This is a genomic window from Duganella alba (assembly GCF_009674495.1).
Taxonomy (GTDB): Bacteria; Pseudomonadota; Gammaproteobacteria; order Burkholderiales; family Burkholderiaceae_D; genus Rugamonas; species Rugamonas alba.
This window is the reverse complement of sequence record NZ_WKJN01000001.1, coordinates 384,725-408,413: the sequence shown is the minus strand read 5'-3', so window position 1 is coordinate 408,413 and position 23,689 is coordinate 384,725. Positions and strand designations below refer to the sequence as shown.

At 64.6% G+C, this 23,689-nt stretch carries 19 protein-coding genes; 9 read left to right on the top strand and 10 right to left on the bottom strand.

Features of this window, described 5'->3' with window-relative positions:
• Window positions 1–77: 77 nt before the first annotated feature.
• Together GJ695_RS01760 and GJ695_RS01755 are read left to right on the top strand one after the other, a co-directional pair.
• Window positions 78–1,403 (top strand): MFS transporter, encoded by a 1,326-nt coding sequence (locus GJ695_RS01760; protein ID WP_154361881.1) that lies wholly within the window; start codon window positions 78–80, stop codon window positions 1,401–1,403.
• A 9-nt stretch (window positions 1,404–1,412) separates the two neighbouring features.
• Complete coding sequence (locus GJ695_RS01755; protein ID WP_154361880.1) at window positions 1,413–2,558, top strand: glycerate kinase; 1,146 nt, start codon at window positions 1,413–1,415, stop codon at window positions 2,556–2,558.
• Here the strand turns inward: GJ695_RS01755 and GJ695_RS01750 are convergent.
• The 4 genes from GJ695_RS01750 to GJ695_RS01735 all read right to left on the bottom strand — a co-directional run bounded on the left by GJ695_RS01750 (window position 2,529) and on the right by GJ695_RS01735 (window position 9,346).
• Complete coding sequence (locus GJ695_RS01750) at window positions 2,529–3,476, bottom strand: diguanylate cyclase (RefSeq protein WP_154361879.1); 948 nt, start codon at window positions 3,474–3,476, stop codon at window positions 2,529–2,531. The genes GJ695_RS01755 and GJ695_RS01750 overlap by 30 nt on opposite strands.
• Window positions 3,473–6,538: a hybrid sensor histidine kinase/response regulator gene (locus tag GJ695_RS01745; RefSeq protein ID WP_154361878.1), complete on the bottom strand. Its 3,066-nt coding sequence runs from the start codon at window positions 6,536–6,538 to the stop codon at window positions 3,473–3,475. The genes GJ695_RS01750 and GJ695_RS01745 overlap by 4 nt, the downstream gene beginning before the upstream one ends.
• Window positions 6,539–6,542: 4 nt before the next feature.
• On the bottom strand, window positions 6,543–8,762 hold the full coding sequence (locus tag GJ695_RS01740; protein ID WP_154361877.1) for a TonB-dependent receptor: 2,220 nt from the start codon (window positions 8,760–8,762) through the stop codon (window positions 6,543–6,545).
• Between the two features lie 83 nt (window positions 8,763–8,845).
• Window positions 8,846–9,346, bottom strand: coding sequence for a TspO/MBR family protein (locus GJ695_RS01735; protein ID WP_154361876.1), 501 nt, complete (start codon window positions 9,344–9,346; stop codon window positions 8,846–8,848).
• A 123-nt stretch (window positions 9,347–9,469) separates the two neighbouring features.
• On the opposite strand from GJ695_RS01735, the gene GJ695_RS01730 reads away from it, so the two are divergent.
• The 3 genes from GJ695_RS01730 to GJ695_RS01720 all read left to right on the top strand — a co-directional run bounded on the left by GJ695_RS01730 (window position 9,470) and on the right by GJ695_RS01720 (window position 11,484).
• Window positions 9,470–9,688 carry a hypothetical protein gene (locus tag GJ695_RS01730; protein ID WP_154361875.1) on the top strand — a complete coding sequence of 73 codons (219 nt, stop codon included), beginning with the start codon at window positions 9,470–9,472 and terminating at the stop codon, window positions 9,686–9,688.
• 105 nt (window positions 9,689–9,793) lie between these two features.
• Window positions 9,794–10,489 (top strand): SDR family oxidoreductase, encoded by a 696-nt coding sequence (locus GJ695_RS01725; protein WP_166454990.1) that lies wholly within the window; start codon window positions 9,794–9,796, stop codon window positions 10,487–10,489.
• The gene (locus tag GJ695_RS01720) at window positions 10,486–11,484 is read left to right on the top strand and encodes a polysaccharide deacetylase family protein (protein ID WP_154361874.1); all 999 of its coding nucleotides are present in this window, start codon (window positions 10,486–10,488) and stop codon (window positions 11,482–11,484) included. The genes GJ695_RS01725 and GJ695_RS01720 overlap by 4 nt, the downstream gene beginning before the upstream one ends.
• Here GJ695_RS01720 and GJ695_RS01715 read toward each other — a convergent pair whose 3' ends face one another.
• On the bottom strand, window positions 11,485–12,816 hold the full coding sequence (locus tag GJ695_RS01715; RefSeq protein ID WP_154361873.1) for an amino acid permease: 1,332 nt from the start codon (window positions 12,814–12,816) through the stop codon (window positions 11,485–11,487). It abuts the gene before it with no gap.
• Window positions 12,817–12,946: 130 nt separating this feature from the next.
• On the opposite strand from GJ695_RS01715, the gene GJ695_RS01710 reads away from it, so the two are divergent.
• The 4 genes from GJ695_RS01710 (at window position 12,947) to GJ695_RS01695 (ending at window position 20,622) form a co-directional block, all read left to right on the top strand.
• On the top strand, window positions 12,947–14,167 hold the full coding sequence (locus GJ695_RS01710; RefSeq protein WP_229260273.1) for a cyanophycinase: 1,221 nt from the start codon (window positions 12,947–12,949) through the stop codon (window positions 14,165–14,167).
• Window positions 14,168–14,246: 79 nt separating this feature from the next.
• Entirely contained in the window at window positions 14,247–15,146 is a 900-nt protein-coding gene (locus GJ695_RS01705; RefSeq protein WP_229260272.1) for a MurR/RpiR family transcriptional regulator, read from the top strand.
• Between the two features lie 96 nt (window positions 15,147–15,242).
• Window positions 15,243–17,567 (top strand): GH92 family glycosyl hydrolase, encoded by a 2,325-nt coding sequence (locus GJ695_RS01700; protein WP_154361872.1) that lies wholly within the window; start codon window positions 15,243–15,245, stop codon window positions 17,565–17,567.
• Between the two features lie 109 nt (window positions 17,568–17,676).
• Window positions 17,677–20,622 (top strand): sensor histidine kinase, encoded by a 2,946-nt coding sequence (locus GJ695_RS01695; protein WP_166454989.1) that lies wholly within the window; start codon window positions 17,677–17,679, stop codon window positions 20,620–20,622.
• A 6-nt stretch (window positions 20,623–20,628) separates the two neighbouring features.
• Here GJ695_RS01695 and GJ695_RS01690 read toward each other — a convergent pair whose 3' ends face one another.
• The 5 genes from GJ695_RS01690 to GJ695_RS01670 form a co-directional block, all read right to left on the bottom strand.
• Window positions 20,629–21,105, bottom strand: a complete 477-nt coding sequence (locus GJ695_RS01690; RefSeq protein WP_154361870.1) for a VOC family protein — start codon at window positions 21,103–21,105, stop codon at window positions 20,629–20,631.
• A gap of 287 nt (window positions 21,106–21,392) precedes the next feature.
• Entirely contained in the window at window positions 21,393–21,575 is a 183-nt protein-coding gene (locus tag GJ695_RS01685) for a hypothetical protein (RefSeq protein WP_154361869.1), read from the bottom strand.
• A complete protein-coding gene (locus GJ695_RS01680) occupies window positions 21,572–21,949 on the bottom strand; it encodes a glyoxalase superfamily protein (RefSeq protein WP_154361868.1) in 378 nt (125 codons plus the stop codon). Before GJ695_RS01680 ends, GJ695_RS01685 begins: the two co-directional genes overlap by 4 nt.
• A 15-nt stretch (window positions 21,950–21,964) precedes the next feature.
• Complete coding sequence (locus tag GJ695_RS01675) at window positions 21,965–22,624, bottom strand: hypothetical protein (RefSeq protein WP_154361867.1); 660 nt, start codon at window positions 22,622–22,624, stop codon at window positions 21,965–21,967.
• Complete coding sequence (locus GJ695_RS01670) at window positions 22,621–23,655, bottom strand: DUF5700 domain-containing putative Zn-dependent protease (protein ID WP_166455389.1); 1,035 nt, start codon at window positions 23,653–23,655, stop codon at window positions 22,621–22,623. Before GJ695_RS01670 ends, GJ695_RS01675 begins: the two co-directional genes overlap by 4 nt.
• Window positions 23,656–23,689: the final 34 nt, after the last annotated feature.

Below are 23,689 nucleotides of genomic sequence, written 5' to 3'. Positions count from 1 at the left end.
TTCGGGCGTTGGTCCAATGCTTTTTTGTGATCGATTCCAGATAATCGCGGTATCATTAAAATAGATCGGAGACCTGCATGAGCAATTCCAACACCTCGGCGCAAGCGTGGCCGGCGGCGTCCGTCCTGGACGGCGCCTATAAAAAGGCCAGCTGGCACCTGATTCCGTTCATCTTTGTCTGCTACCTGTTCAATTACCTGGACCGCGTCAACGTCGGCTTTGCGAAGCTGGAAATGCTGGACGCGCTCAAATTGAGCAATACTGTTTACGGCCTGGGCGCCGGCATCTTCTTCATCGGCTATGTGCTGAGCGGCGTGCCGAGTAACCTGATCCTGCATAAAATCGGCGCGCGGCGCTGGATTTCGGTGATGATGATCGCGTGGGGCGGCCTGTCCGCCTGCATGCTGTTCGTGCATTCGCCCACCTCGTTCTATGTGCTGCGCTTCTTCACCGGCGTCGCCGAAGCGGGCTTCTTCCCTGGCATGGTGCTGTACTTCACCCACTGGTTCCCGACGCAGAAGCGCGGCCAGGTGATGGCGCTGTTCATGTCGGCGATTCCGATTTCGGGCCTGATCGGCGGTCCGGTGTCCGGCTGGATGCTGTCGCACTTCTCCGCCGGCCAGGGCGGCATGGCCGGCTGGCAGTGGCTGTTCCTGCTGCAGGGCGTGCCGACCGTGCTGCTGGGTGTCGGCGTCTACCTGTACCTGAACGACGGCATCGCCCAGGCCAAGTGGTTGAGCGCCGAAGAAAAATCCGCCATGCAGGCCGCGCTTGCCGCCGATGAGCAGGAGCGCGCCGCCGCCAGCAACGTGGGCCAGACCTTTGGCGCGGTGATCGGCAACGGCAGCGTATGGATGCTGGGCGTGATCTACTTCTGCATCCAGATGGGCGTCTACGCGATTAACTTCTGGCTGCCGTCGATTATCAAGTCGCTCGGCTTCGAGAGCGCGGTGACGGTGGGCTGGCTGAGTGCCATCCCGTACCTGGCGGCTGCCGTGTTCATGGTGTGGAGCGGCCGTTCGGCCGACAAGCACCGCGAACGCCGCCTGCACGTGTCGCTGCCGATGGTCATGGGCCTGGTCGGCCTGCTGATGGCGGCCAACTTCTCCAGCAATGCGCTGATCGTCATGATCGGCTTAAGCATGGCGACCATGGGCGCACTGGCGGCGCTGGCGCAGTTCTGGTCCCTGCCGGCGGCCTTCCTGGGCAGCGCCGCGGCGGCGGGCGGCCTGGCGCTGATCAATTCGCTGGGCCAGATCGCCGGTTTCGTCAGCCCGTTCCTGGTGGGCTGGATCAAGGATGCGACCAACAGCACCGACTCGGCGCTGTATATTCTGTCGAGCGTGCTGCTGATCGGCGCGATACTGGTGCTGCGCGTGCCGGCAAAACTGGTCAACCGCTAAGAGTTTTACATGAAAATAGTGATAGCACCGGATTCGTTCAAGGAGAGCCTGACGGCGATGGCGGTGGCCAACGAGATCGAAGCCGGTTTCCGCGAAATCTTCCCCGACGCCGAATACCACAAGCTGCCCGTGGCGGACGGCGGCGAAGGCACGGTACAGGCCATGATCGACGCCAGCGGCGGCAAGCTGGTGGCCTTGCAGGTCACCGGGCCGCTGGGGCAGCCGGTATCGGCTTTCTATGGCTTGATGGGCGACGGCCAGACGGCGGTGATTGAAATGGCCGCCGCCAGCGGCCTGGAACTGGTGCTGCCGTCGCAGCGCAATCCGCTGCGCACCACCAGCTTCGGCACCGGTCAGCTGATATTGAACGCGCTGAACGCCGGCGCGCGCCGCTTCGTGCTGGGCATCGGCGGCAGCGCCACCAACGACGGCGGCGCCGGCATGCTGCAGGCGCTGGGTGGCCGGCTGCTCGACGGCTGCGGCGCCGACCTGGCGCCGGGCGGCGGCGCGCTGAATATGCTGGACCACATCGACTTGTCCGGCCTCGATGCGCGCATCAAGGAATGCGTGTTCGACGTCGCCTGCGATGTCAGCAACCCGCTGGTGGGGCCACAGGGCGCTTCCGCCATCTTCGGCCCGCAAAAGGGCGCGACGCTGGAAATGGTGGCGCGGCTGGACGACAACCTGCGTCATTATGCGGCAGTGATCGCGCGCGACCTGGGGCAGGACGTGGCCAACGTGCCGGGCGCCGGCGCCGGCGGCGGCATTGGCGCGGCCATGCTGGCGTTCCTGGGCGGCAGCCTGCGTCCCGGCAGCGAAATCGTTACCGATGCGGTGGGCCTGGATGCGGCGGTGGCCGATGCGGACCTTGTCATTACCGGCGAAGGCCGCATCGACGGCCAGACTATCCACGGCAAGACGCCGGTCGGCGTGGCGCGCGTGGCGCAGCGCCATGGCAAGCCGGTGATCGCGATTGCCGGCGGCCTGGGCGCCGGCGCGGCGGCGGTGCATGAACACGGCATCAACGCGGTGTTCGGCTCGGTCAGCCGTCCGTGCACGGTGGAGGAGGCGATGGCCGCCGCCGCCGCCAACGTGCGCAGCGCGGCGCGCAATATCGCCGAGACCTTACGGCTGGGCGCCGGACTGCGGCGGTAAATCGGCCGCCGCCGCGCGCCACAGCACGCGGTTGCGGCCTGCCTTCTTTGCCTGGTAGAGCAGGGTGTCGGCGGCGCAAAACAGGTCGCTGCAACTCTCCTCTGCCGTGCCATTCAGCGTGGCGCCGCCGGCGCTCACCGTCAGCATTGGCGCGACCGACGAGGCCTCGTGCTGGATCTGCAGGGCCGCGATCGCGGCGCAGATGGCGCTGACCACCTGCTGCGCCTGCGCCGCCTCGGTGTCCGGCATCAGCAGCACCACTTCCTCACCACCGTAGCGCGCCGCCAGGTCGGCCGGGCGGCGCAGGCCGGACGAGACGGCGCGGGCCACGGCGCGCAGGGCGCGGTCGCCGGCCGGATGGCCGTAATGGTCGTTGTACTGCTTGAAGGAGTCGATGTCGAGTAGCGCCAGCGACAGCGGCCGGCCGTTGCGGCGGCTGCGCTGCCACTCGGTTTCGTATACCTCGTCGAAGCGGCGGCGATTCGCCAGCTCGGTCAGCCCATCGACGTGGGCCAGGTGCTCCAGCATGCGGCGCTGGCGCACCATCTGCAACTGCATCGCCACGCGCGCCATCACCACGGTCTCGTTGAACGGCTTGGCGATGTAGTCGGCGGCGCCCATCTTCAGGCCGATGGCCTCGTCCTCCGGCCGGCCCAGGCCGGAAATGAAGATCACCGCGATGTTGGCGGTCTGCTCGTCGGCGCGCAGGCTGCGCAGCACCTGGTAGCCGTCCATGTCCGGCATCATCACGTCGAGCAGGATCAGGTCGGGCAGGTGGCGCGCGGCGCGTTCCAGCGCCTGTTCGCCGTTCTTCGCCAGCAGCACGGTATATTCCGGCTTGAGCAGCTCCGCCAATACCTGGCGATTCACCGTGTCGTCGTCCGCGACGAGTACCTTTTGCGTCCCCACCAGATTCATGCGTCTTCTTCCAGTTCGTTTTGCAGCGTTCGCGCCAACGCGTCGAGCGGCGCCAGTGCAGTGTGGTATTCGATGTCATCCACCGCGCGCCGGATCGCCGCCAGATGGTGCGTATGGCGTATGACCTGCGGCAGTGCGGCCAGTTCCCTCAACACGTCTTCGGCGCGGGCATCGTCGCCGCGCAGGCAGGCTTCCAGCCGCGCGATCAGCAGCGTCGCGTCGCCGTTGCGATAGCGCGGCGATGCGGGCGGCTCGCCCATCTGCAGCAGGCCCGCCAGCACCAGGTCCAGTCCATCGGCCAGTTCGGCCGCCAGCGCGGCCACGCCATCGCCGCGTTCACTGCGCAAGGCCTGTTCCAGCGCCTGCGCCTGCGCCGCCAGATGGAAGGCGCCAATGTAGGCCGCGGTCGATTTCAAATTGTGTGTGACGTCGTGCAGTTGCTCGTAGCGGCCGCCGGCGGCCGCCTCGCGCACCGTTTGCGCGGCGGCGTGGTATTCGTTGACGAAGCCGCGCAGGCGCTTGTCGAGGCGCTCGCGCTCGCGGTCCACGCTTTCCAGCGCAAGTTGCCAGTCTACGCCGGGAATGATCGGCAGCGGCGCACCGGTGGCCACGCCGGCGCGGCGGGCCGCGGCGACATGCTGGACGGCGGCGCTGGCCTGGGCACGGCGTTCAGCCAGTTGTTCCGCCGGCAGCCACTTGATCAGGGTACGGAACAGCTGTTCCGGCACGATAGGCTTGGTGACGTGGTCGTTCATGCCGGCGGCAAGGCTCTTGTCACGGTCGCCGGCCATGGCGTAGGCGGTCATGGCGACGATGGGCAGGTGCGCGTGGCGCGGCATGGCGCGGATCTGGCGCGTGGCGGTCAGGCCGTCCATCTCGCGCATCTGCACGTCCATCAGCACCAGGTCGTAGTCGGTGTGGTCCACCATGCGCAGCGCTTCGGCGCCGTGTTCGGCGACGTCGATCCGCATGCGGGCGGCGGACAGGAAGTCCAGCGCCACTTCGCGGTTGTTGGCGTTGTCCTCCACCAGCAGGATGCGCGCGCCGTCCAGCGCCGACAGGTCGCGCATGGCGAAGCCGGCGCCGGACTGGCGGTGCGGCGTGTGCGGCGGCTGTTGCGGCGCCAGCGGCCAGTCCACCGGCGCGGCCGCGTCGTCGGCAATGCCGAGGCGGATGATGAAGCTGAACTGGCTGCCGACGCCCGGCGCGCTGCTGACCTGGATGGCGCCGCCCATCAGCTCCACCAGCTGGCGCGAGATGCTCAGGCCAAGGCCGGTGCCGCCGTATTGGCGCGTGGTGGTCACGCCGGCCTGGTTGAACGACTGGAACAGGCCCGCCACCTGCGACGGCCGCATGCCGATGCCGGTATCCTTGACCGAGAAGCGCAGCGCCACGGTGTCGTCGGCCCGCTCCACCAGCTCTACGCCGACGTTGATCTCGCCGCGTTCAGTGAACTTGACGGCGTTGCTGGTCAGGTTGATCAGCACCTGGCTGAGTCGCAGCGGATCGCCGACCAGGCGCGGCGGCACGCTGTCGTCAACGCGCATTTTCAGTTCCACGCGCGCGGCGTCGGATTTGATGATGGTCAGGCTGGCCAGGTGGTCCAGCATTTCCTGCAATGCGAACGGCGCGGACTCCAGTCCCAGCTTGCCGGCTTCGATCTTGGAAAAGTCGAGGATATCGTTGATGACGGCCAGCAGATGTTCGCCGGCGCCGAGAATCTTACCGAGGTAGTTCTGCAGCTTGGCGTTCGGCTCGGTCATCAGCGCCAGACGGCTCATGCCGATGATGGCGTTCATCGGCGTGCGGATCTCGTGGCTCATGTGGGCCAGGAATTCCGACTTGGTGCGCGTGGCTTCCTCGGCGCGCAGCATGGCGGTCTGCATGGCCTTGGTGCGCAGGCCGAGGATGCGGGTGAACACCAGCATGTCGAACATATTCCCGAACTGTAGCGAATGCATGGTCCAGAAGTTGGCCTCGACCTTGCCGCCGATGACCTGGCTCAGTATCGCCGAGGCGGAAAAGCTGACGCCCCAGCCAACCAGGAAGTAGATGCCGACCGAGTCGCCGCGCCGCGCGCGGAAGTAGGCGCCCGGCAGGCCAAGCAGCATCGGCATCACGCCCAGCGTGCTGACGATGATGACCAGCGTCTCCACGCTCATGATGTCGGTGATGTAGGCGAGGGCGCTGAGCACGCACAGTGCGGCGCCGCCTTTCATCAGGCGGCTGAAGATGCGGTCCATGCCCTGCCGGGCCAGCGCCTGTTCGACGAACAGGTAGGCGCCGCAGGCGGCCATCAGCGCGAACAGGCCGCCCGAATGGATGTTCATCCAGACGTTGTCCTTCCACAGGTATTGATTCCCCAGTCCGAAGAATTCGATCGAAAACAGCGTGGTTCCCGCCACCAGCAGCGCGAACTTGCCGTACAGCGGTTCGCGCAGCGTGATCCATTGCGCAAGGCCGTACAGCAGCAGGCACAGACTCAGGCCGGTCAGCACGCCTTGCAGCATCTGCTCGCCCAGCGCGTCGCCGTGGAAGATGGCGGGACGCGACAGCGAGATGGGCAGAATCATGGTGCCGATGTTCTCGACGCGCAGCAGCAGCACCTGTTCGGCGCCCGGCGTCAGGTGCAGCACGACGGCCGGCACGCGGCTGCGCGGCGCGCCGGGCGGTTCCGGTTGCAGATTGCCGACCACCTGGTGGCCGGTGATGCGGCCGGCGCTGGCCACGTAGACATCGACGCGGTTGAGCACCGCGTAATCGATGCTGAGTACCCATTCGCTGTCGACGGCGGCCGGCGCCCATACCGGGATGCGCAGCCAGACCACGTCTTTTTGCACGCCCAGCGTGGCGTAGGCGGAATCCGGCGCGGCGTAGCCCTGTTCGGCGGCCAGCGCCTGCGCTGGCGTCAGCTTGCCGCCGGCGTCGGTCATCACCTTGACGAAGGGCCAGGCTTCCAGCTGGCTACGCTGCCCGTCCAGCACCAGCGCAGCTCCGGCCGCGCTGCTTGTCAGCGTCAGGGCAAAGATCAGGAACAGGTAGCGGGCCAGGGAGTTCAGCATGAGGTCAGAAGCGATAGTCGATCCGCACATCCACCGTGCGTGGATCGCTTGGCACGGTCATGCCGAAACTGTCGATGGCAAGCGGGCGGACTTTGTTTTCAAGGTTTTTCACACGCGCCAGCACGCTCCATTGCGCCCTGCGCGGGCGGTAGTGCAGCGTGGCGTCGCTTTCGGTGTAGGCGGGAATCCGGTATTGCAGCAGCTGCGTCGGCACGGCGATGATGGCAGAGGCGCTCCTGCGGGAATGGAGGCCGGCCGCCAGATCGCCATCCGGCAGCGCGAAGCTGTGCTCATAGCCCAGCGTCAGCGTATGCGCGGGGGAGCGGTCCAGTTTATTGCCGGCCCAGTCGTGCACGCTGTCGGGACTATAGCGGACATAGTGCGCATCCAGCAGCGCCAGCGCGTAGCTGACGCGGTCCTGCGCCGACAGCGCGACCTGGCCTTCGGCCTCCAGCCCCTTGACGCTGGCTTCGCCCGCATTGGCGGTGACGAAGCGCGGCGCGCCGGCGACGATGGCGACGCCGGACAGTTGCAGGTTGCGGTAATCGTAGTGGAAGGCCGACAGATTCAGGCTGGCGCGCCGGTCCCAGAAGCGGGTCTTGACGCCGCCTTCGTAGGAGCGCACGGTTTCCGGCTGGTAGATCAGCGTATTCGCCGGCACCGCCAGCGCCGCCGGGCAGCTCAGGCCCAGTTGCACCGCGCCGGCCAGGCAGCCGTCGTTAAAGCCGCCGGCCTTGTAGCCGGTGGCGACGGCTGCGTACAGCAGCGCGGCCGGCGCCAGATCGTAATCGGCGCCGAGCCGCCACGTGGTCTGGTGTGTGCCCATGCTGGCGGCGTTCAGCAACGCGAAGTCGGTGGCCGGATTGAATACCGCGCCTTGCTGGAAGTTGGTGGAACCGACGCGCGATTTCTTGTCGTCGGTATAGCGCGCGCCGGCGGTGGCGCGCAGCTTGCCGGTCAGGCGATACGTGGCCTGGCCGAATACGGCCTTGCTGGTGGCGATGGTCGGGCCGTGCGGGAAGACGTAATACGGCACCAGGCCAAGCAGCTCAAGATCGCGGAACACATAGGTCTGCGACGACTGTTCGCGGAAGTAGTAAAGGCCGGCCTGCGCGCTGAGCGGGCCGTCGCCATTGGTGGCGAGGCGCAGTTCGTGCGAATTCTGCGTGTATTCGCCGCTGAAGTTCTGGCGCACGCCCAGCGCCAGCGTCGGTGCCACGCGGTAGTAGAAATTGGCCAGCGCGTCGTGGTCGTAGCTGCGGTGCGAACCGGTGTAGTTCAGCGTCGCCGGGCCCAGATCCCAGGCCAGGTCGGCGCTGATGCCGGAGGTGGTCTTGTGGGCGTAGCCCTGTTCCGGCACGGCGTTGGGCGGCACGAAGCCGTTGGTCAGTTGTGCGCCGGCGCTGCCGCCATGCCAGGTCGGCTTGCCGCCGGCCACACCGGCGTAGAAATTGGTGTCGGGGACAAAGCTGTCGTTGTTGTCGTCCACCCGGCTGTGGTCATAGCGCAGCAGCAGCGTGGCGTCGCGGTTGATCTTGAGCTTTGCGGAGAGGCGCGCCGACAGGTCGTCGCGGTCCTTGCCCAGCGTGTGCGTGGTGTGCTGGCCGTTGGTCAGGTAGCTGTCGTGCCGGTTCCAGGCCATGGCGGCGCGCAGCGACAACATGTCGCTGACCGGCACATTGAGCATGGCGCTGATTTTGCGGCTGTCGTAGTTGCCGATTTCCGTGGCGAGCCAGGCTTCAAACCGGTTGACCGGCGCCTTCGAGATGACATTGACCACGCCCGCCGTGCTGTTACGGCCGTACAGCGTGCCTTGCGGGCCGCGCAGCACCTCCACGCGTTCCAGGTCATAGAAGCTGAGATTCTGGATTTGCGGGCGTGCGATGTAGATCCCGTCGAGCAGGAAGGCGGCCGAGGGATCGCCTTTTTCCGTGGTGTCGGCGTTGGAGACGCCGCGCATCGTGATGCGCAGGCCGTCGGCAAGGTTATCCAGCTCCACATTCGGCAGGCGCGCGCCGATGCCGGACGGACTATCGATGCCGGCTTCGGTCAACTGGTCGGCCGACAGGGTGCTCATCGCCACCGGTGTTTTCGATTCCAGCGCTGGCGCGCGCTGCGCCGTGACGCTGACTTCCGGAATTTGCGCGCGCGCTGCTACCGCCAACATGATCGACAGGGACAGTATCAGGAGTTTAGGCGCGGCCGGCCCTTGTACATTCGTCATTGCTATTGCGTTTGAGCTGCAAAGCCTGAGAGTGTAGCAGGTTGGCTTGCCATTTCGTAGTCACTAATGCAACTATATTTATTTTAGAGCACGACTAAATTGCGTTGCCAGATGCTGTAGCAGAGGCAGGTGGCGAAACTGACCCAGGCAATGTAGGGAATCAACAACAATCCCGCCCAGCGGTCGCGGCGGCCGAAGGCGACGATGGTGGCGGCGATCAGCACCCACAGCAGCAAAATCTCGACAAATGCCCACGCGCCCTTGTGCCACGCGAAGAACAGCCAGGTCCACAAGGCGTTGGCGGCCAGCTGCACCATGTACAGCGTGAACTCGGGACGGGCGCCGCCAGGGGCGCTGGCACGCTGCACGCGCCAGGCGGCGATTGCCATCAGCAGGTAAAGGGCGCTCCACGCGGGGCCGAACAGCCAGGCCGGCGGCGCCCAGCCGGGGCGGTCCAGCTGCAGGTAAAAGTCCGCCGCTTGCGCCGATGCGTAGGCGCCGACGGCGGCAAATGCAAACGTCAGGACCAGCCAGCCGGCCAGCGCGGGCAGCTGCAATGGTCGATGTTGGGCGAAAGTGGACATGGCGTATCCTCCAGAACAGGTTTGCCGACATGGTGGCGGGAGAGGGCGGCAGGGTCTGTGCGCGTGCCAACCGATAAACCATTTACCTGCCATACTATTGAGACTCAACAGAAGGAGATTGCTATGCCGTTTTACAAAGTCTGGTACAAGGATAACGAAGAACCGCTGGAGTTTTCAACCGCTGGCCGCTACAGCGAAGAGCAGATCGTCGAGCACCTTTTCGCCCATGAACAGATTGCGGCGCCAGCGCCGGGGTCGACCTTGAAGGAGCGTATCGCCGGCAGCGGCCTGGCGCCGGTGCGCTACACCGAGGACGAGAGCGAGATCAGCATCATCGGCTAGCCGCCATCTTCAAGCTGGCGTTGAAGGTCATTCAAGAGCCGGACCAATTATCGGCACGCTGAAGAGCGCGCAGAATGGATGCACTACTTTTAACAGGAGTGCATCGTGAAGAATCAGCTTGTGGTGGTAATTGGAGGCTTGTCCGGCATCGGGCAGGCAGTGGCGGAGCAGGCCGCGGCGGCCGGCGCACGCGTGATCGCAGCTGGCCGCCGCAAGGCGCCTGCCGGCCTGTCGCCGCAGGTTCAGTCGGCGCAGCTGGATCTGACCGATGACGCGGCCGTCCGCCGCTTCTTCGAGGAAGTTGGCGCGTTCGACCATCTGGTGGTGACGTCCGGCCCCGTGATCTCGTCCAGCCGTCTGGCGGATCTGGACCCGGAAGCTGCGATGGCGGCTTTCAACGTCAAGGTGTTTGGCCAGCTGCGCGCCGTCAAGCACGCGGCGCGTTATCTGAAGGCGGGCGGCTCGGTCACCCTGACTTCCGGCCTGCTGGCGCGCAAGGCCGTGCCGGGCGCGCTGGTGAAAGCGGCGATGAACGCCGCCGTTGAATCCATAGGCAAGACGCTGGCCAAGGAACTGGCGCCGCTGCGCGTCAACGTGGTCAGCCCGGGCATGGTGGAAACCGGCATGTGGGGCGAGATGAGCGACGCCGAGCGCGGCGCGATGGCGCAGCGTGTCGGCGCCGGCCTGCCGGTGGGGCGCGTCGGCCAGCCGGACGATCTGGCGCAAGCCTACCTGATGCTGATGCAGAACGGCTTCGTGACCGGCGCCGTGCTGGACGTCGACGGCGGAGGTCTGTTATGAGCGCCGATCTGACGCCACGCCGGCGTTTCCTGGCGCAGGCTGCCACCGGTGCGGTTGCCGGTGCGGCGGCCCTGGCGGTCGGTGCCGCCGGTGCGGCCGATGCTTTGGCCGGTGCGCAGGCGCAGACTGCCACGGCGCCCGGCGCCTTCTGGCCGGATGGCGCGCGCATGGTGATTTCCATCTCGATGCAGTTCGAAGCCGGCGGCCAGCCGCCCAAAGGCGCGGATTCGCCTTTCCCTAAAATCGATTTCCCGGCCAGCATAAAATCCGATCCGGTGGCCAATACCTGGTTCGCCTACGGCTACCGTGAAGGCGTGCCGCGCATGCTGGATTTGTGGGACAAGCACGGCGTCAAGGTCACCTCGCACATGATCGGCGAAGCGGCGCAGCGCCATCCCGAACTGGCGCGCGAGATCGTGAAACGCGGCCATGAAGCGTCCGGCCACGGCCCGCGCTGGAGCTCGCAGTACGCGATGAACCGCAACGACGAACGCGCCTTCCTGATCGCCGGCCGCGACATGGTGCAGGCGGCTACCGGCGAACGCACGGTCGGCTACAACTGCAACTGGCTGCGGCGTGGCCCGAATACGCTGTCGCTGCTGCAGGAGTTGGGCTTCGCCTACCACATCGATGACGTCAGCCGCGACGAACCGTTCATCGAACAGGTGAACGGCAAGGATTTCGTGGTGGTGCCGTACACGCTGCGTAACAACGACATCGTGCTGATCGAAGGCCGCAACTATTCGCCGCAGCAGTTCCTCGACCAGATCAAGGGCGAGTTCGACCAGCTGTACGAGGAGGCGGGCAAGCGCCGCCGCATGATGTCGATCAGCGCCCACGATCGCATCAGCGGCACGCCGCAGATGGTGCGCGTGTGGGATGAATTCCTCACCTACGCCCGCAGCAAGGCCGGCGTGGCCTTCATGCGCAAGGACGACATCGCCCGCTACGCGCTGGCCAGTCCGCTGACCTTGCGCGAGCAGGAAACCATCTGATCAGCCCTGGCGGCGCAGCTTGTAGCCGATGGCCAGCGCCGCCAGCCAGGCCGGAATCAGATAGACGGACAGTCGCAGGTCCGGTGTCATATACATCACCACCAGGATCGCGGCCAGGAAGGCCAGGCACAGGTAGTTGGTGAACGGGTAGCCAAGGCTCTGGAACTGCGTCAGCTGGCCGGCGGCCTTTTTCTGTGCGCGGAAGCGCAGGTGGATCCAGCTGATCAGGCCCCAGTTGATGATCAGCGCCGACACCACAAGCCCCATCAGGAAGCCGAAGGCCTTGGCCGGCATGAAGTAGTTGACCGCCACGCACACGCCGGTGGCCAGCGCCGACACGCCCAGCGCCGTCAGCGGCACGCCGCGTGGACTGACCTTCAGCAACGCCTTTGGCGCGTTGCCCTGTCTGGCCAGGCCGTACAGCATGCGGGTGTTGGCGTAGACGCCGCTGTTATACACCGACAGCGCGGCCGTCAGCACCACCACGTTCAGTACATGGGCCACGGCGTTGCTGTTCAAGGCATGGAAGATCAGCACGAACGGGCTGCCGCTGCTGACCACCTTCTGCCACGGGTATAGCGACAGCAGGATCGCCAGCGCGCCGATGTAGAAGATCAGGATGCGGTAGATGGCCTGGTTGGTGGCCTTGGGGATGGTGTGCGATGGATTGTCCGCTTCGGCGGCGGTGATGCCGATCAGTTCCAGCCCGCCGAAGGAGAACATGATGACCGCCATGGCCATCACCAGGCCGCCGATCCCGTTGGGGAAGAAGCCGCCGTGCTGCCACAGGTTGGCCACCGTCGCCTGCGGGCCGGCGTCACCGGAGATCAGCAGGTAGGCGCCGAAGCCGATCATGCCGACGATCGCCAGCACCTTGATGATGGCGAACCAGAATTCCATCTCGCCGAACGCCTTCACGTTGAACAGGCTGATGGCGTTGATGATGACGAAGAAGGCCAGCGCCGACACCCAGGTTGGCAGCTCCGGCCACCAGTATTGAACGTAGATGCCGACCGCCGACAGCTCGGCCATGCTGACCAGTACATACAATACCCAGTAGTTCCAGCCCGCCATGAAGCCGGCCCAGTGGCCGCAGTATTTGTCGGCGAAGTAGCTGAAGGAGCCGGCGACCGGCTCGTCGACCACCATTTCGCCCAGCTGGCGCATGATGAAGAAGGCGATCAGACCGGCCACGCCGTAGCCCAGCAATACGGACGGACCGGCCATCTGGATGGTCTGCGCAATGCCGAGGAACAGGCCGGTGCCGATGGCGCCGCCCAGCGCGATCAACTGAATATGCCGGCTTTTCAGGCCGCGCTTAAGTTCACTCATCTGCTTTCCTGTGCGAAATTAAAGGTTGATTCTCGCACAAGCCGGCTCTCCTGGACGTAATTCGCCTTTCAGCACGACAGATTATAATTGCGTGGTATACCAAGACGAATACCAAGACGAGGAATATCGTATGACGAGTTTTGTGAAGGCGGTACGCGTGATGTGCGTGTCGTTGCTGGCGCTGTGCGTGCAGGTGTCCCATGCGGCCGATGCGGCGCCCAAGGGCAATCTGCTGATCGCCGGCGGCGCGGTGCGCGGCGATAACGGCGAGGTCTGGACCCGCCTGGTGGAACTGGCGGGCGGCAAGGGCGCGCGCATCGCGGTGATGCCCAGCGCCGCCGGCAATCCGCTGCGCTCCGGCACCAACCTGGTCGCCACGCTGAATAAATACGGCGCCTCGGCCTTCGCGGTGCCGGTGGGCGTGCGCTTCAAGGATCGTGACTATACGAAGGACGCCGAAGACCCGGCGCTGGCCAACGCCATCCGCGAGGCGGGCGGCGTCTACTTCGCCGGCGGCGACCAGGGGCTGATCACCAAGGCGCTGGTGCGTCCGGACGGCAGCCGCACCGCCGTGCTGCAGGCGATCTGGGACGTCTACCAAAAGGGAGGGGTGATCGGCGGCAGCAGCGCCGGCGCGGCCATCATGAGCGCCACCATGTACTACGAAGCCCGGACCGTGCTGGGCACCCTGAGCGTGGGCGTCAACGACGGCCAGGAGCTGGCGCCGGGCCTGGGCTTCGTCGGCAAGGACTTGTTCGTCGACCAGCACCTGCTGGCGCGTGGCCGCTTTGCCCGCATGCTGCCGGCGATGCTGAAAAAGGGCTACAAGCAGGGCCTGGGCATCGATGAAAACACGGCCGTCATCATCAATAGCAAGCGCGAAGTGGAAGTGATCGGCTACCAGGGCGCACTGCTGCTGGACCTGGCGCAGGCCACCACCAACGGCGGCGAGAAGGATTTCAACCTGTCGAACGCCCGCATCAGCTACCTGGATCGCGGCGACCGCTACAACCTGCTGACGCGCGAATACACGCCGTCGACCGACAAAAAGGACGGCAAGCTCGATCCGGCCAATCCGTACCTGGACGAGCAGGTGTATTCGGCCGATATGCTCGGTCATAACACCGTGCTGGTGATGATGGAAAAACTGATCAACAATTCGCGCAGCGAAGCGATCGGCATCGCCACGGCGGCGCCGGGCGATCCGCGCCAGGACCTGGGCTTCGAGTTCAAGCTGACGAAGGAGGCCGGCAGCGTCGGCTATGAGTCGGCCACGTCGGACGCCTACACCATCCTGAATCTGCGCATGGACGTGCGTCCGCTGAAGATTACGCAGCCCTGGTATCGGTAATTCGCTTACGGGTAATTACTAAGTTCACAGCGGTGGGAAATGTACGTATGCTTGCGTTTTCTAAAAATACGAGACATGCATGACATCAGGTGATTCGGTTTCGGCCGACATGGCGTTCGTCCAATCGGCGCTGGGACGCGTCTTGGCCGGGGTGCTGGCCGAAGGTTCCGCTTCCCACCGCAGCATCGCGGACTACCTGATGCGCAACCCCATGCGCGGCACCGCGCTCAAGATCGAGGAGATGGCCGAAGGCTGCCAGGTCTCCACCGCCACCATCAGCCGTTTCGCCCGCGACATCGGCTTCGCCAGCTATGGCGCCATGCGCAGCGCGCTGGCCGAAACGCTGCATTCGGCCATGCAGCCGGTCGAAAAACTCCGTTCCTCCATCGCCCGCCGCAACAGCGCTTTGTCGCCGGGCCAGGCGAGCATGGAATACGCCGGCGCCAACCTGGCCACCACGCATGGCGGCCTGACGCAACAGGCGCTGGACGATGTGGCCCGCAGGATCAGCGGCGCGCGCACCGTGTACGTGCTGGGGCTGGGCATGTCGTCGTGCTTCGCCTCGATGCTGGCGCTGCACCTGCAGCCGTTTTGCCAGCATGTGGTGGAAATGGCCGGGCCGGGCGGCACCGAGATCGCCGCCGGCCACCTGGTGCATATCGGCCCCGGCGACGTGCTGCTGGCGTTTTCCTTCCCGCGCTATGCCGCCGATGTGATGCGGCTGGCGCAGTTCGCGCGCAAGCACAAGGCCGGCGTGGTGGCGATTACCGACACGCCGTCGGCGCCGATGGTGGCGCTGTCCGACCACGTGCTGTACGCCAGCGCCGCCCATGGCGTGCTGCCCAGCAGCGGCGTGGCCACGGTGGCGGTGATCGAGGCGCTGGTGGTGTCGCTGATGGTGTCCAACAAGGCCAACGTCAAGAAGGCGGCGCGGCTCAGCGAGGCGCTCGCCGGCTATCTGCTTGGCTCGACTGTTTAGCTGATTTACTAAACATTTGCCCCTTGAGCGGTCTGGCGATTGACCGCCGCGTGGGCAAGCGCTATAAAGTCGGATCGTCTTTAGAGCGGATGCTGAATGAACACGACCAAACTCCTTCTTCCTGCCGGCGCCCTGGCGCTGGTTCTTGCCCTTCCTGCGGTTTCCTTTGCCCAGACCACGCCAGCGGCGGCGGTCGATGTCTTCATCGGCACCGGCGGCGACGGCCATACCTTCCCCGGCGCCACCCGGCCGTTCGGCATGATCCAGTTGAGCCCCGACACCCAGGTGCGGCCGTTCCGCCAGAGCTACCCTTGGGCGGCCGGCTATCGCTACGAGGACGACAGCATCCTCGGCTTCTCGCACACGCACTTCTCCGGCGCCGGCCACTCCGACCTGGGCGACGTGCTGCTGATGCCATACAGCGCCGAGACCAAATGGGAGCCGGGCTATCCGGAGCGGCCGTTCAGCGGCTACCGTTCGCGCTTCAGCCACAAGGACGAGCAGGCGTCGCCGGGCTATTACGCCGTCAAGCTGCTGGATAACGACGTCGACGTCGAACTGACCGCCAGCGAGCGCGTGGGCCTGCACCGCTATCGTTACCAGAAGGGCGCGGAAGCCAAGGTGATGCTCGATCTGCGCAACAGCATCTACGATTACGCCGGCAAGAATTTGTGGTCGCGCATCCGCGTGCGCGGCGACAATATGATCACCGGCATGCGCGAAACGCGCGGCTGGGCGCCGGGCCGCCAGCTGTACTTCGCGATCCAGTTCTCGCATCCGCTGGTGTCGCGCGACATCCGCAATTTTGAGCGCGACGTCGAATACAAGGGCTTTGCCGGCCCGGGCAAGGGCACCGGCGACAAGGCCGTGACCGAGGGTAAAGCTCTGGCGGCCGCGCTGGATTTCGGCGTGCCGGCCGACGGCCAGCTTGAAGTCAAGGTGGCGATTTCCGCCGTCAGCGAGGACGGCGCCGTCGCCAATCTGAACGAGATGAAGGGCTGGGACTTCGACGCCGAACGCGCCAAGGCCACCGCCGCCTGGAACGAGGCACTGGGCACGGTCAGCATCGAGGCCGAGCCGGACACCCGCAAGATGGTGTACACCGCGCTGTACCACTCGATGCTGGCGCCCAGCCTGTTCATGGACAGCGACGGCCAGTATCGCGGCCCGGACAACGCCGTGCATCAGGCCAAGGGCTTCCGCTTCCATTCCACCTTCTCGCTGTGGGACACCTACCGCGCGCTGCATCCGCTGATGACCATCCTGCAGCCGGAGCGCGATGTCGACTTCGTGCGCTCGCTGATCGAGTCGCAGAAGGTCAGCCCGTATGGCATCCTGCCGGTATGGCAGTTCGCCGGGCAGGAAACCTGGTGCATGATCGGCTACCACGCGGTGCCGGTGATCGCCGACGCCTACATGAAGGGCCTGAAGGGCTTTGACGCCGAAGAAGCGCTGAAAGCCATGACCAGCAGCGCCGAATATGGTCCTTACGGCGGCCTGCAGCACTACATGAAGTACGGTTACGTGCCGATCGACCTGGAGCCGGAAGCGGCGTCCAAGACCGTGGAATATGCGTTCGACGACTGGACCATCGCCCGCATGGCCGAGAAGATGGGCAAGAAGGACATCGCCGCCAAGTACTACCAGCGTGCCCAGAACTACCGCAATTCCTTCGACGTGAAGACCGGCTTCCTGCGCGCCCGCAAGTCCGACGGCCAGTTCCGCGAGCCGTTCAATCCGGTGCAGTCCAACTTCGGCAGCGATTACACCGAAGGCAGCGCGTGGCAGTATTCGTGGTACATGCCGCACGATAACGCCGGCCTGATCAAGTTGCTGGGCGGCGACGTCGCCCTGCAGAACAAGATCGACATGGAGTTCGACGCCAAGGTGGACGACACCGTGTACTCGCACATGGAGGATATCTCCGGCCTGATCGGCCACTACGCGCACGGCAACGAGCCGTCGCACCACGTGGCTTACCTGTACAACTACGCCGGCGCGCCGTGGAAGACGCAGCAGCGCCTGACACAGGTGGTGGCATCGCAGTACAACACCACGCCGCAAGGCCTTTCGGGCAACGACGACCTGGGGCAGATGTCGGCCTGGCTGGCGTTCACCGCGTTCGGTTTCTATCCGGTGGCGCCGGGCAGCAATGAGTACGTCATCGGTCGTCCGTTCCTCGACAAGGCGGTGCTGAATCTGCCGGGCGGCAAGCACTTCACGGTGCGCGCGATTGGCCTGAGCAAGGAGAATGCCTACGTCGCCAGCGTCACGCTGAACGGCAAGCCGCTGGCGCAGAGCTTCATCCGCCACGACCAGATCACGGCGGGCGGCGAGCTGGTATTCACCATGTCCAGCACCCCGAACAAGGAGTGGGGCACGGCGAAAAACGTCCGGCCGTACACGCAGACCGCGTACTGATCTTCTTTCCTGCCGGATGAAACGGGCTGCTTTGGCAGCCCGTTTTTACTTTAGAATAAGCCCTTCCTTGCCAACCGGGCTTTACCTTATGTCTTGTCGCAGATTCTTCATGGCGGTTGGCCTGGTCATTGCGCTGGCGTGCAACCAGGCCCTGGCGCTGAACCCGTCCATCCGGCTGGGGGATCTCAACCATGCCTCCTGGAGCGAGAAAGATGGCGTCCCCGCCGACATCAACGGCATGGCGCAGACTCGCGACGGCTGGCTTTGGCTGGCAACCACCGACGGCCTGTATCGTTTCGATGGCGTGCGTTTCGAACGGTTTCCTTTGCCGCATAGCCGGGTGTATAACCTGCACGCGCTCGGCAACGGCGATTTGTTGATCAGCTATCGGCTGGGAGGCATGTCATCGCTGCACCCTGACGGCACGGTCACGGAACTGCTGGCGCCGGACACCCATAACATCGAATATATCGCCTCGATGGGGATGGACCATGAAGGCGCGATCTGGGCGGCAGGCGGCGCGGGACTGTACCGCTACGCACATGAAAAGTGGGAGGTCATGGCCGACGGCCAGGAATGGAATGGCCGCACGTACAGCGTGCTGGTCGACCAGTACGGCAGGGTATGGGCGTCGAACGATCACGCGCTGTATCTGTACGACCGCAGTGTCGGCAAGCTGCAACGGATCGAGGGCAAGGATTTGCACGGCAGCTTGATCCAGTCTCCCGACGGCCGCGTATGGGTAGGCAGCCTCGACTCGGTACGTCCGGTTCCCGCACCACCCATGAGCCAGCAATTGCCGCGCGCGCCGGACGCCAATCAGGCCGAGTCGCGCTGGGCTGGTCAGTTCGACCGCGACGGCAACCTGTGGGCGCTCAAGTGTCCTTATGGTATCTGCCGCGTCACCGGCGCAGGCAATTTGAGCAGTATGCCCATCGTGCCGTCCGTGCAAGCAAAGGAAAAACTGGATCAGCACTGGCAACTGAGCGCCTTGTCGACCAATGTGCTGCTGGAGGACAGGGAAGGGAATATCTGGGTTTCCACCCAGTCCGGACTGGACCGCTTCCGCGAAAACAAGCTGATACCGGCCCGGATTCCCGGCCCGAACGGCATCTACAGCGTCGCCAGCGATAGCGATGGCATCCTGTGGGTGGTCGAGACGACGAATGGCGCCATATGGCGGATCGGCGCCGACGGCATACCGGCCCCGGTCCTGCATCGCAGCGCCAGCCTGGTGACCAACGACAGGGATGGCGCGATTCTGTGGGCGGGAAAGCGGGACATCGAACGCATTTATCAGGGGCAATCGAGCAAGATCCCCCTGCCGCCGCCGGCCGGAAAGGACATGACCGATCTGGATGTACTGGGCCTGCTCGATGACGGTAAAGTGCTGTGGATGTTCTCGGTGAAGACCGGGCTGATGGGATTGCTGGATGGCCGCTGGATACCGTATACCCAGTTCAATCTGCCGAAGCGGATTTTCATGATGGCGCCGGGCGACCGCGGCCAGATGTGGCTGAGTAACAATGATGGCAAGCTCAGATTCTATGACAATGACAGGCTGACGGAGTACGACATCGGCATGATCGGCGTCGAGTCCGGTATTTTCCCGGGTCCGCAACTCATCATCGGCGGCGAGCGCGGCTTGGCGGTATTAAAAGGGCAGCAATTCGTCGCCCTCGCACCGCAAAATTCCGATGCGTTGCGCAATGTGACGGGGATGGCCACCACGCCCGATGGTGACCGCTGGCTGAACGGCAGCAAGGGCGTGGTGCATATCCGCCGCGACGACTGGGAGGCGTCGATTCGCCAACCGGAGACGCCGCTGGTCTACGAAGTGATCAACGTGCTGGAAGGCTACCCCGGGCGCGCGGCCATCGACAACAAGCGGCAGACCGTACACAATCTGGGCAACGGCTTGCTGTGGTTCCGCGCGACAGGCGGACTGGTGCGGCTCGATACAACAACGTTGCGTCCGAATACCGTCAAGCCGGCGATACAGCTGCTCACTGTCAATGCGGGCAGCGACAGCTATCCCGCCGGCTATCTGCTCAAGCTGCCGCCGGACTCCCGCAGCTTCAATATTCAATACACGGCGCCAGGCTTGCGCAAGCCGGAAGGCATGCGTTTTCAATATCGGCTCGATGGCGTTGATGCGAGCTGGCAGGATGCGGGGACGCGCCGGGCGGCCTACTACACCAACGTCGGCCCGGGCCGGTACACTTTCAATGTGCGTGCGGTCAACGAGGATGGCATCGCCAGCGACGCCGTCGCCAGCATGCGGATCGAGGTGGCGCCGACCATCACGCAGACGTGGTGGTTCCGTTTGCTGTGCGCGCTGGCCACTCTGCTGGCTGTCTACGGCCTGTATCAGCTCCGCCTACGAGCGGCGACCCGCAAAATCGCCCATCAATTGCAGGTGCGGACCGATGAACGGGAACGCATCGCGCGCACGCTGCACGACACTTTCCTGCAAAGTGTGCAGGCGCTGACCTTGCGCGTGTTTTCCGTGCTGACGAAAATGCCGGAGGGGAGCGAGCAACGCATCAAGCTCGAAGCCATTCTCGATGACGCTGACCGCACGCTGGTGGAAGGGCGAGACCAGGTGCACCAGCTCAGGACCGGTCACGATGTGGAGCAGAGCCTGAACAGCATGGGCGAGTCGCTGGCGCTGACGCACACCGGCGTTTCGTTCGAGTTTCATGTCGAGGGGACGCGCCGGCCATTGCTGCCGCTGGTGCAAGAGGAGTTGACACAGATTGGACACGAGGCATTACGAAATGCCTTCCAACATGCGCGGGCCAGCGTGATCAAGCTGGAGATTGAGTACGGCTCCATGGCTTACCTCGTGCGTGTCAGCGACAACGGGCGCGGCCTGGACGAGGCGGAAGTGCAAAGCCGTCTCAAGGAGAAGCACTGGGGCATGGCGGGAATGCGCGAACGCGCCCAGCGCGTGGGCGGCGTTTTTGCGATGCACAGCACGGTCAATCAGGGCACCACGGTGGAGGTCCGGACGCCGGCTGCGCTGGCTTACGACAGTCGTGCCAAAACCTGATACCGTTTAGCCGCGAACGGCGGCCTCGATTTTCGCGACGTCTATTTTCCCCATTTGCATCATGGCCTGGAAGGCGCGCTGGGCGACCTCGCCGCCCTGGGCCATGGCGTCAGTCAGCACGCGCGGCGTGATCTGCCACGACAAGCCCCATTTGTCCTTGCACCAGCCGCAGGCGCTTTCCGTTCCGCCGTTGTTGACGATGGCGTTCCAGTAGCGGTCCGTTTCCTCCTGGTCGTCGGTGGCGATCTGGAACGAGAACGCTTCGCTTTGTTTGAAGGCGGTGCCGCCGTTGAGGCCCAGGCATGGAATGCCGCAGACGGTGAATTCAACCGTCAGGACCGCATCGGCCTTACCGCCGGGGAAGTCGGACGGCGCGCGATGGACGGCGCCGACCGCGCTGTCCGGAAAAACACTGGCGTAAAAATGCGCTGCGGCCTCGGCGTCATGTTCATACCAGAGGCAGATGGTGTTCTTGCTCTTCATGGTTGTCTCCTCCAAAAAATGTACATCAGCAGGGAGAAGCTTGCCATTTTTCCGTCGGCTTGTGCAATCGTGCTCGCGTCAGTTGGCCAAATTTGCCTTCTCCGTCCGGGCCTTCTCGAAAAATTTGATCATGTCGGCCTCCTTCAGCTTGGCCTCGGCGAGCGTCGGGACGTCCAGTTCCTTGCGCAGGGCGTCGGAGACGGTCGGGTCGATGGGCGCCAGGCGCGGCGGGCGGGTGCTTGTCCCTCTGAATTGCGTGCCGTATCGTTGCGGGCGCGCGATGCTGATCAGGTAGCGGTCCAGACTGGCGGCGGCCAGTCGATCTTTGCGCCTGGGCCGCCGTTCCTGTCGGCCCGGTCCTCGGTATAGAGCCTGGCCAGTTCCTCGCTGCTGGTCAGCGGCACGCTGTCGGCGGCGAATGCGCTGGCGCAGCCGAGCAAAATTACGGCGGCGACGTGGCGCGGTTTCATGACGAAATTTCCGGCGAGTTGCTGAAGAAGGTGAGGCGGTTGCCGGATGGATCCTTGATCGACATTTCGCGGCTGCCCCACGGCATGTCTTCGACGCCAGGCCGGGAGTGTTTGTACTGCTTGGCGATCAGTTCGGCCTGGTAGGCATCGACGTCGCTGGCGACGATGCGGACCGCGGCGCCGGGCGAGCAATCGCCGAAGTGCTCGGTGATGTGCAGCACGCAGCCATCCTTGGAGACCTGCATGTATAGCGGCGTGCCTTCTTCGAAGCGGTGCTCCCAGTCGACCTTGAAGCCGAGGAAGCCGACATAGAACTCGCGCGTCTTGGCTTCGTCAAAACTGCGCGGGATAGGGGTGATGGTGCCGAGGCTCATGGCGTCTCCTTCTCGTCAGTGGGGCAGTATTGCATACAGCGCACCGGACGCACCCAGTATGATCGCGTAAAAGACGGCGGGCAAGATCATGAACCAGATTCTGGCCTGGGTTTTCTTCAGCGTGTAGACCGTGGTGGCGGCGCAGTAGCCGGTCCAGCAGGACCAGAAGATGAAGATCATGATCAGCACCGAGGAGGTGGTTGATTCCCGCCATGCTTCGATATAGTTGGGATAGCTGAAGGTCTGCACCAGCGCCATCGCCATCATGGGCAGCACCCAGACCAGGTCCTGCAGCACGCTGAGGCTGCGCGCGTCGTCCGGCGCGACCTGGCCGGCGCCCGACCATTCCAGGCGCTTGCGGAAAAACCAGCCGCTGATGTACCAGCTGACCACTGCGCTCAACAGCCCGATGAGCAGCACCATGATCCAGTAATGCCACCACGATGAGGTGGACCAGCTGGTGAATCCATCTGCTGCCTGCTGTTGACGCAGGTCGGCCTTGCTGAGATTCTGGTCGAGCCGTCCCATCGCGTTGCTGACGCCGACCAGCGCCGCCGCGATGATGATGCCCAGCCTGTCGCGCATCAGGTCCGCATGCGAGAAGAAAGCGCGCGGCGTGAGCAGCAGCGACACCAGCCGGTGCGGTCCGAAGACCAGCGAAGCGCGCGGCTTCATGGCAGCGCCTCGACTGCCTTGACGAAGTCCGCGCTGAACAGCGGCAGCTTGCCTTGCTTCTGCGCGATGGCCTGGTAGCGCAGCACGAACTGTTTCGGCGGCTGCTTGAGCAGCCCGGCCACGGCCGCCTTGCCATCCTGTGCGACGATGGTGGAGATCATCAGCCATCCCAGGTCGTAGGCCGTTTCGTCGAAGTCGGTGTAGAACATGATGCCGTAGATCTGGTCATAGGCGTCCTCGTTCTCGGGCGGCACCAGCAGCATGCGCCAGCCCAGCGTTTCGAACAGCGTGCGGATGCCGCCGATGCGCTTGGCGTTGCGCTCAATGCCCAGCTTCTTGCTGGCGGAGAAGGGCGTGGATGGACGGTCGGCGATGGGATGCGTGAACAGTTCGGCCGTCCCCTCGCGCACCAGTTGGTCCAGCAGGTGATTCAGCCACAGAGGACCGGTGATTTCCTTCGCGCCGGCCGCCGTGGGCAAGGTCTCGGGACGCATCAGGTGATTCTGCACCGCGTGGAACAGTTCATGCGCCACCGTTTCGGCCAGTTCCTGCGTGGTGGCGTCGGTGAAGCGCATCATGTCGACGTAGACGTCGTCCGGCACGTCGTCGAACGCAAAGCCGCCCGACTGGCTGCCGAAGATGAAGTGCACCTTGAGTTGCGCGCGCAGGTCGGGCGGGACGTATTCCTTCAATTGGCGCGATACTTCGGCCGCCAGCGGCGCATATTTGCCGAAGCCGGGCCGGGACAGTTCGGGCGCCAGCACGGTGGCCGCTTCCAGCCACTGCTTGTTCTCGCGCAGGGCCTTGAAGCGTGCGATCAGCGCTTCGCAGTCCTTGAAACGCATCTTCCGGATCAGCGCCCTGGCGTCGGCGCCGGCGCAGAAACCGGCCGGGAGATTGAAATCGCCCGTGCTGACGGCGGCGCTGACTATCCTTGCCGTCTCAAAATCGAAGTCGAAGCGCAATTGGTCGGCGCGGGCGCCGCAGGAAAACAGCCACAACAGAACCAGCAAGGGACGGCACCAGCGCATTCATCCTCCACGATGCGGATCGCGCAGCGACGCC

Excerpts from the sequence above, each read along its gene's own strand:
- GJ695_RS01730 (WP_154361875.1), top strand. The coding sequence starts at position 9,470 with ATGCCGTTTTACAAAGTCTGGTACAAGGATAACGAAGAACCGCTGGAG.
- GJ695_RS01670 (WP_166455389.1), bottom strand. The coding sequence starts at position 23,655 with ATGCGCTGGTGCCGTCCCTTGCTGGTTCTGTTGTGGCTGTTTTCCTGC.
- GJ695_RS01695 (WP_166454989.1), top strand. The coding sequence starts at position 17,677 with ATGGCGGTTGGCCTGGTCATTGCGCTGGCGTGCAACCAGGCCCTGGCG.
- GJ695_RS01720 (WP_154361874.1), top strand. The coding sequence starts at position 10,486 with ATGAGCGCCGATCTGACGCCACGCCGGCGTTTCCTGGCGCAGGCTGCC.
- GJ695_RS01715 (WP_154361873.1), bottom strand. The coding sequence starts at position 12,816 with ATGAGTGAACTTAAGCGCGGCCTGAAAAGCCGGCATATTCAGTTGATC.
- GJ695_RS01760 (WP_154361881.1), top strand. The coding sequence starts at position 78 with ATGAGCAATTCCAACACCTCGGCGCAAGCGTGGCCGGCGGCGTCCGTC.
- GJ695_RS01690 (WP_154361870.1), bottom strand. The coding sequence starts at position 21,105 with ATGAAGAGCAAGAACACCATCTGCCTCTGGTATGAACATGACGCCGAG.
- GJ695_RS01735 (WP_154361876.1), bottom strand. The coding sequence starts at position 9,346 with ATGTCCACTTTCGCCCAACATCGACCATTGCAGCTGCCCGCGCTGGCC.
- GJ695_RS01680 (WP_154361868.1), bottom strand. The coding sequence starts at position 21,949 with ATGAGCCTCGGCACCATCACCCCTATCCCGCGCAGTTTTGACGAAGCC.
- GJ695_RS01705 (WP_229260272.1), top strand. The coding sequence starts at position 14,247 with ATGACATCAGGTGATTCGGTTTCGGCCGACATGGCGTTCGTCCAATCG.
- GJ695_RS01740 (WP_154361877.1), bottom strand. The coding sequence starts at position 8,762 with ATGACGAATGTACAAGGGCCGGCCGCGCCTAAACTCCTGATACTGTCC.
- GJ695_RS01675 (WP_154361867.1), bottom strand. The coding sequence starts at position 22,624 with ATGAAGCCGCGCGCTTCGCTGGTCTTCGGACCGCACCGGCTGGTGTCG.
- GJ695_RS01685 (WP_154361869.1), bottom strand. The coding sequence starts at position 21,575 with ATGAAACCGCGCCACGTCGCCGCCGTAATTTTGCTCGGCTGCGCCAGC.
- GJ695_RS01700 (WP_154361872.1), top strand. The coding sequence starts at position 15,243 with ATGAACACGACCAAACTCCTTCTTCCTGCCGGCGCCCTGGCGCTGGTT.
- GJ695_RS01755 (WP_154361880.1), top strand. The coding sequence starts at position 1,413 with ATGAAAATAGTGATAGCACCGGATTCGTTCAAGGAGAGCCTGACGGCG.
- GJ695_RS01710 (WP_229260273.1), top strand. The coding sequence starts at position 12,947 with ATGACGAGTTTTGTGAAGGCGGTACGCGTGATGTGCGTGTCGTTGCTG.
- GJ695_RS01745 (WP_154361878.1), bottom strand. The coding sequence starts at position 6,538 with ATGCTGAACTCCCTGGCCCGCTACCTGTTCCTGATCTTTGCCCTGACG.
- GJ695_RS01750 (WP_154361879.1), bottom strand. The coding sequence starts at position 3,476 with ATGAATCTGGTGGGGACGCAAAAGGTACTCGTCGCGGACGACGACACG.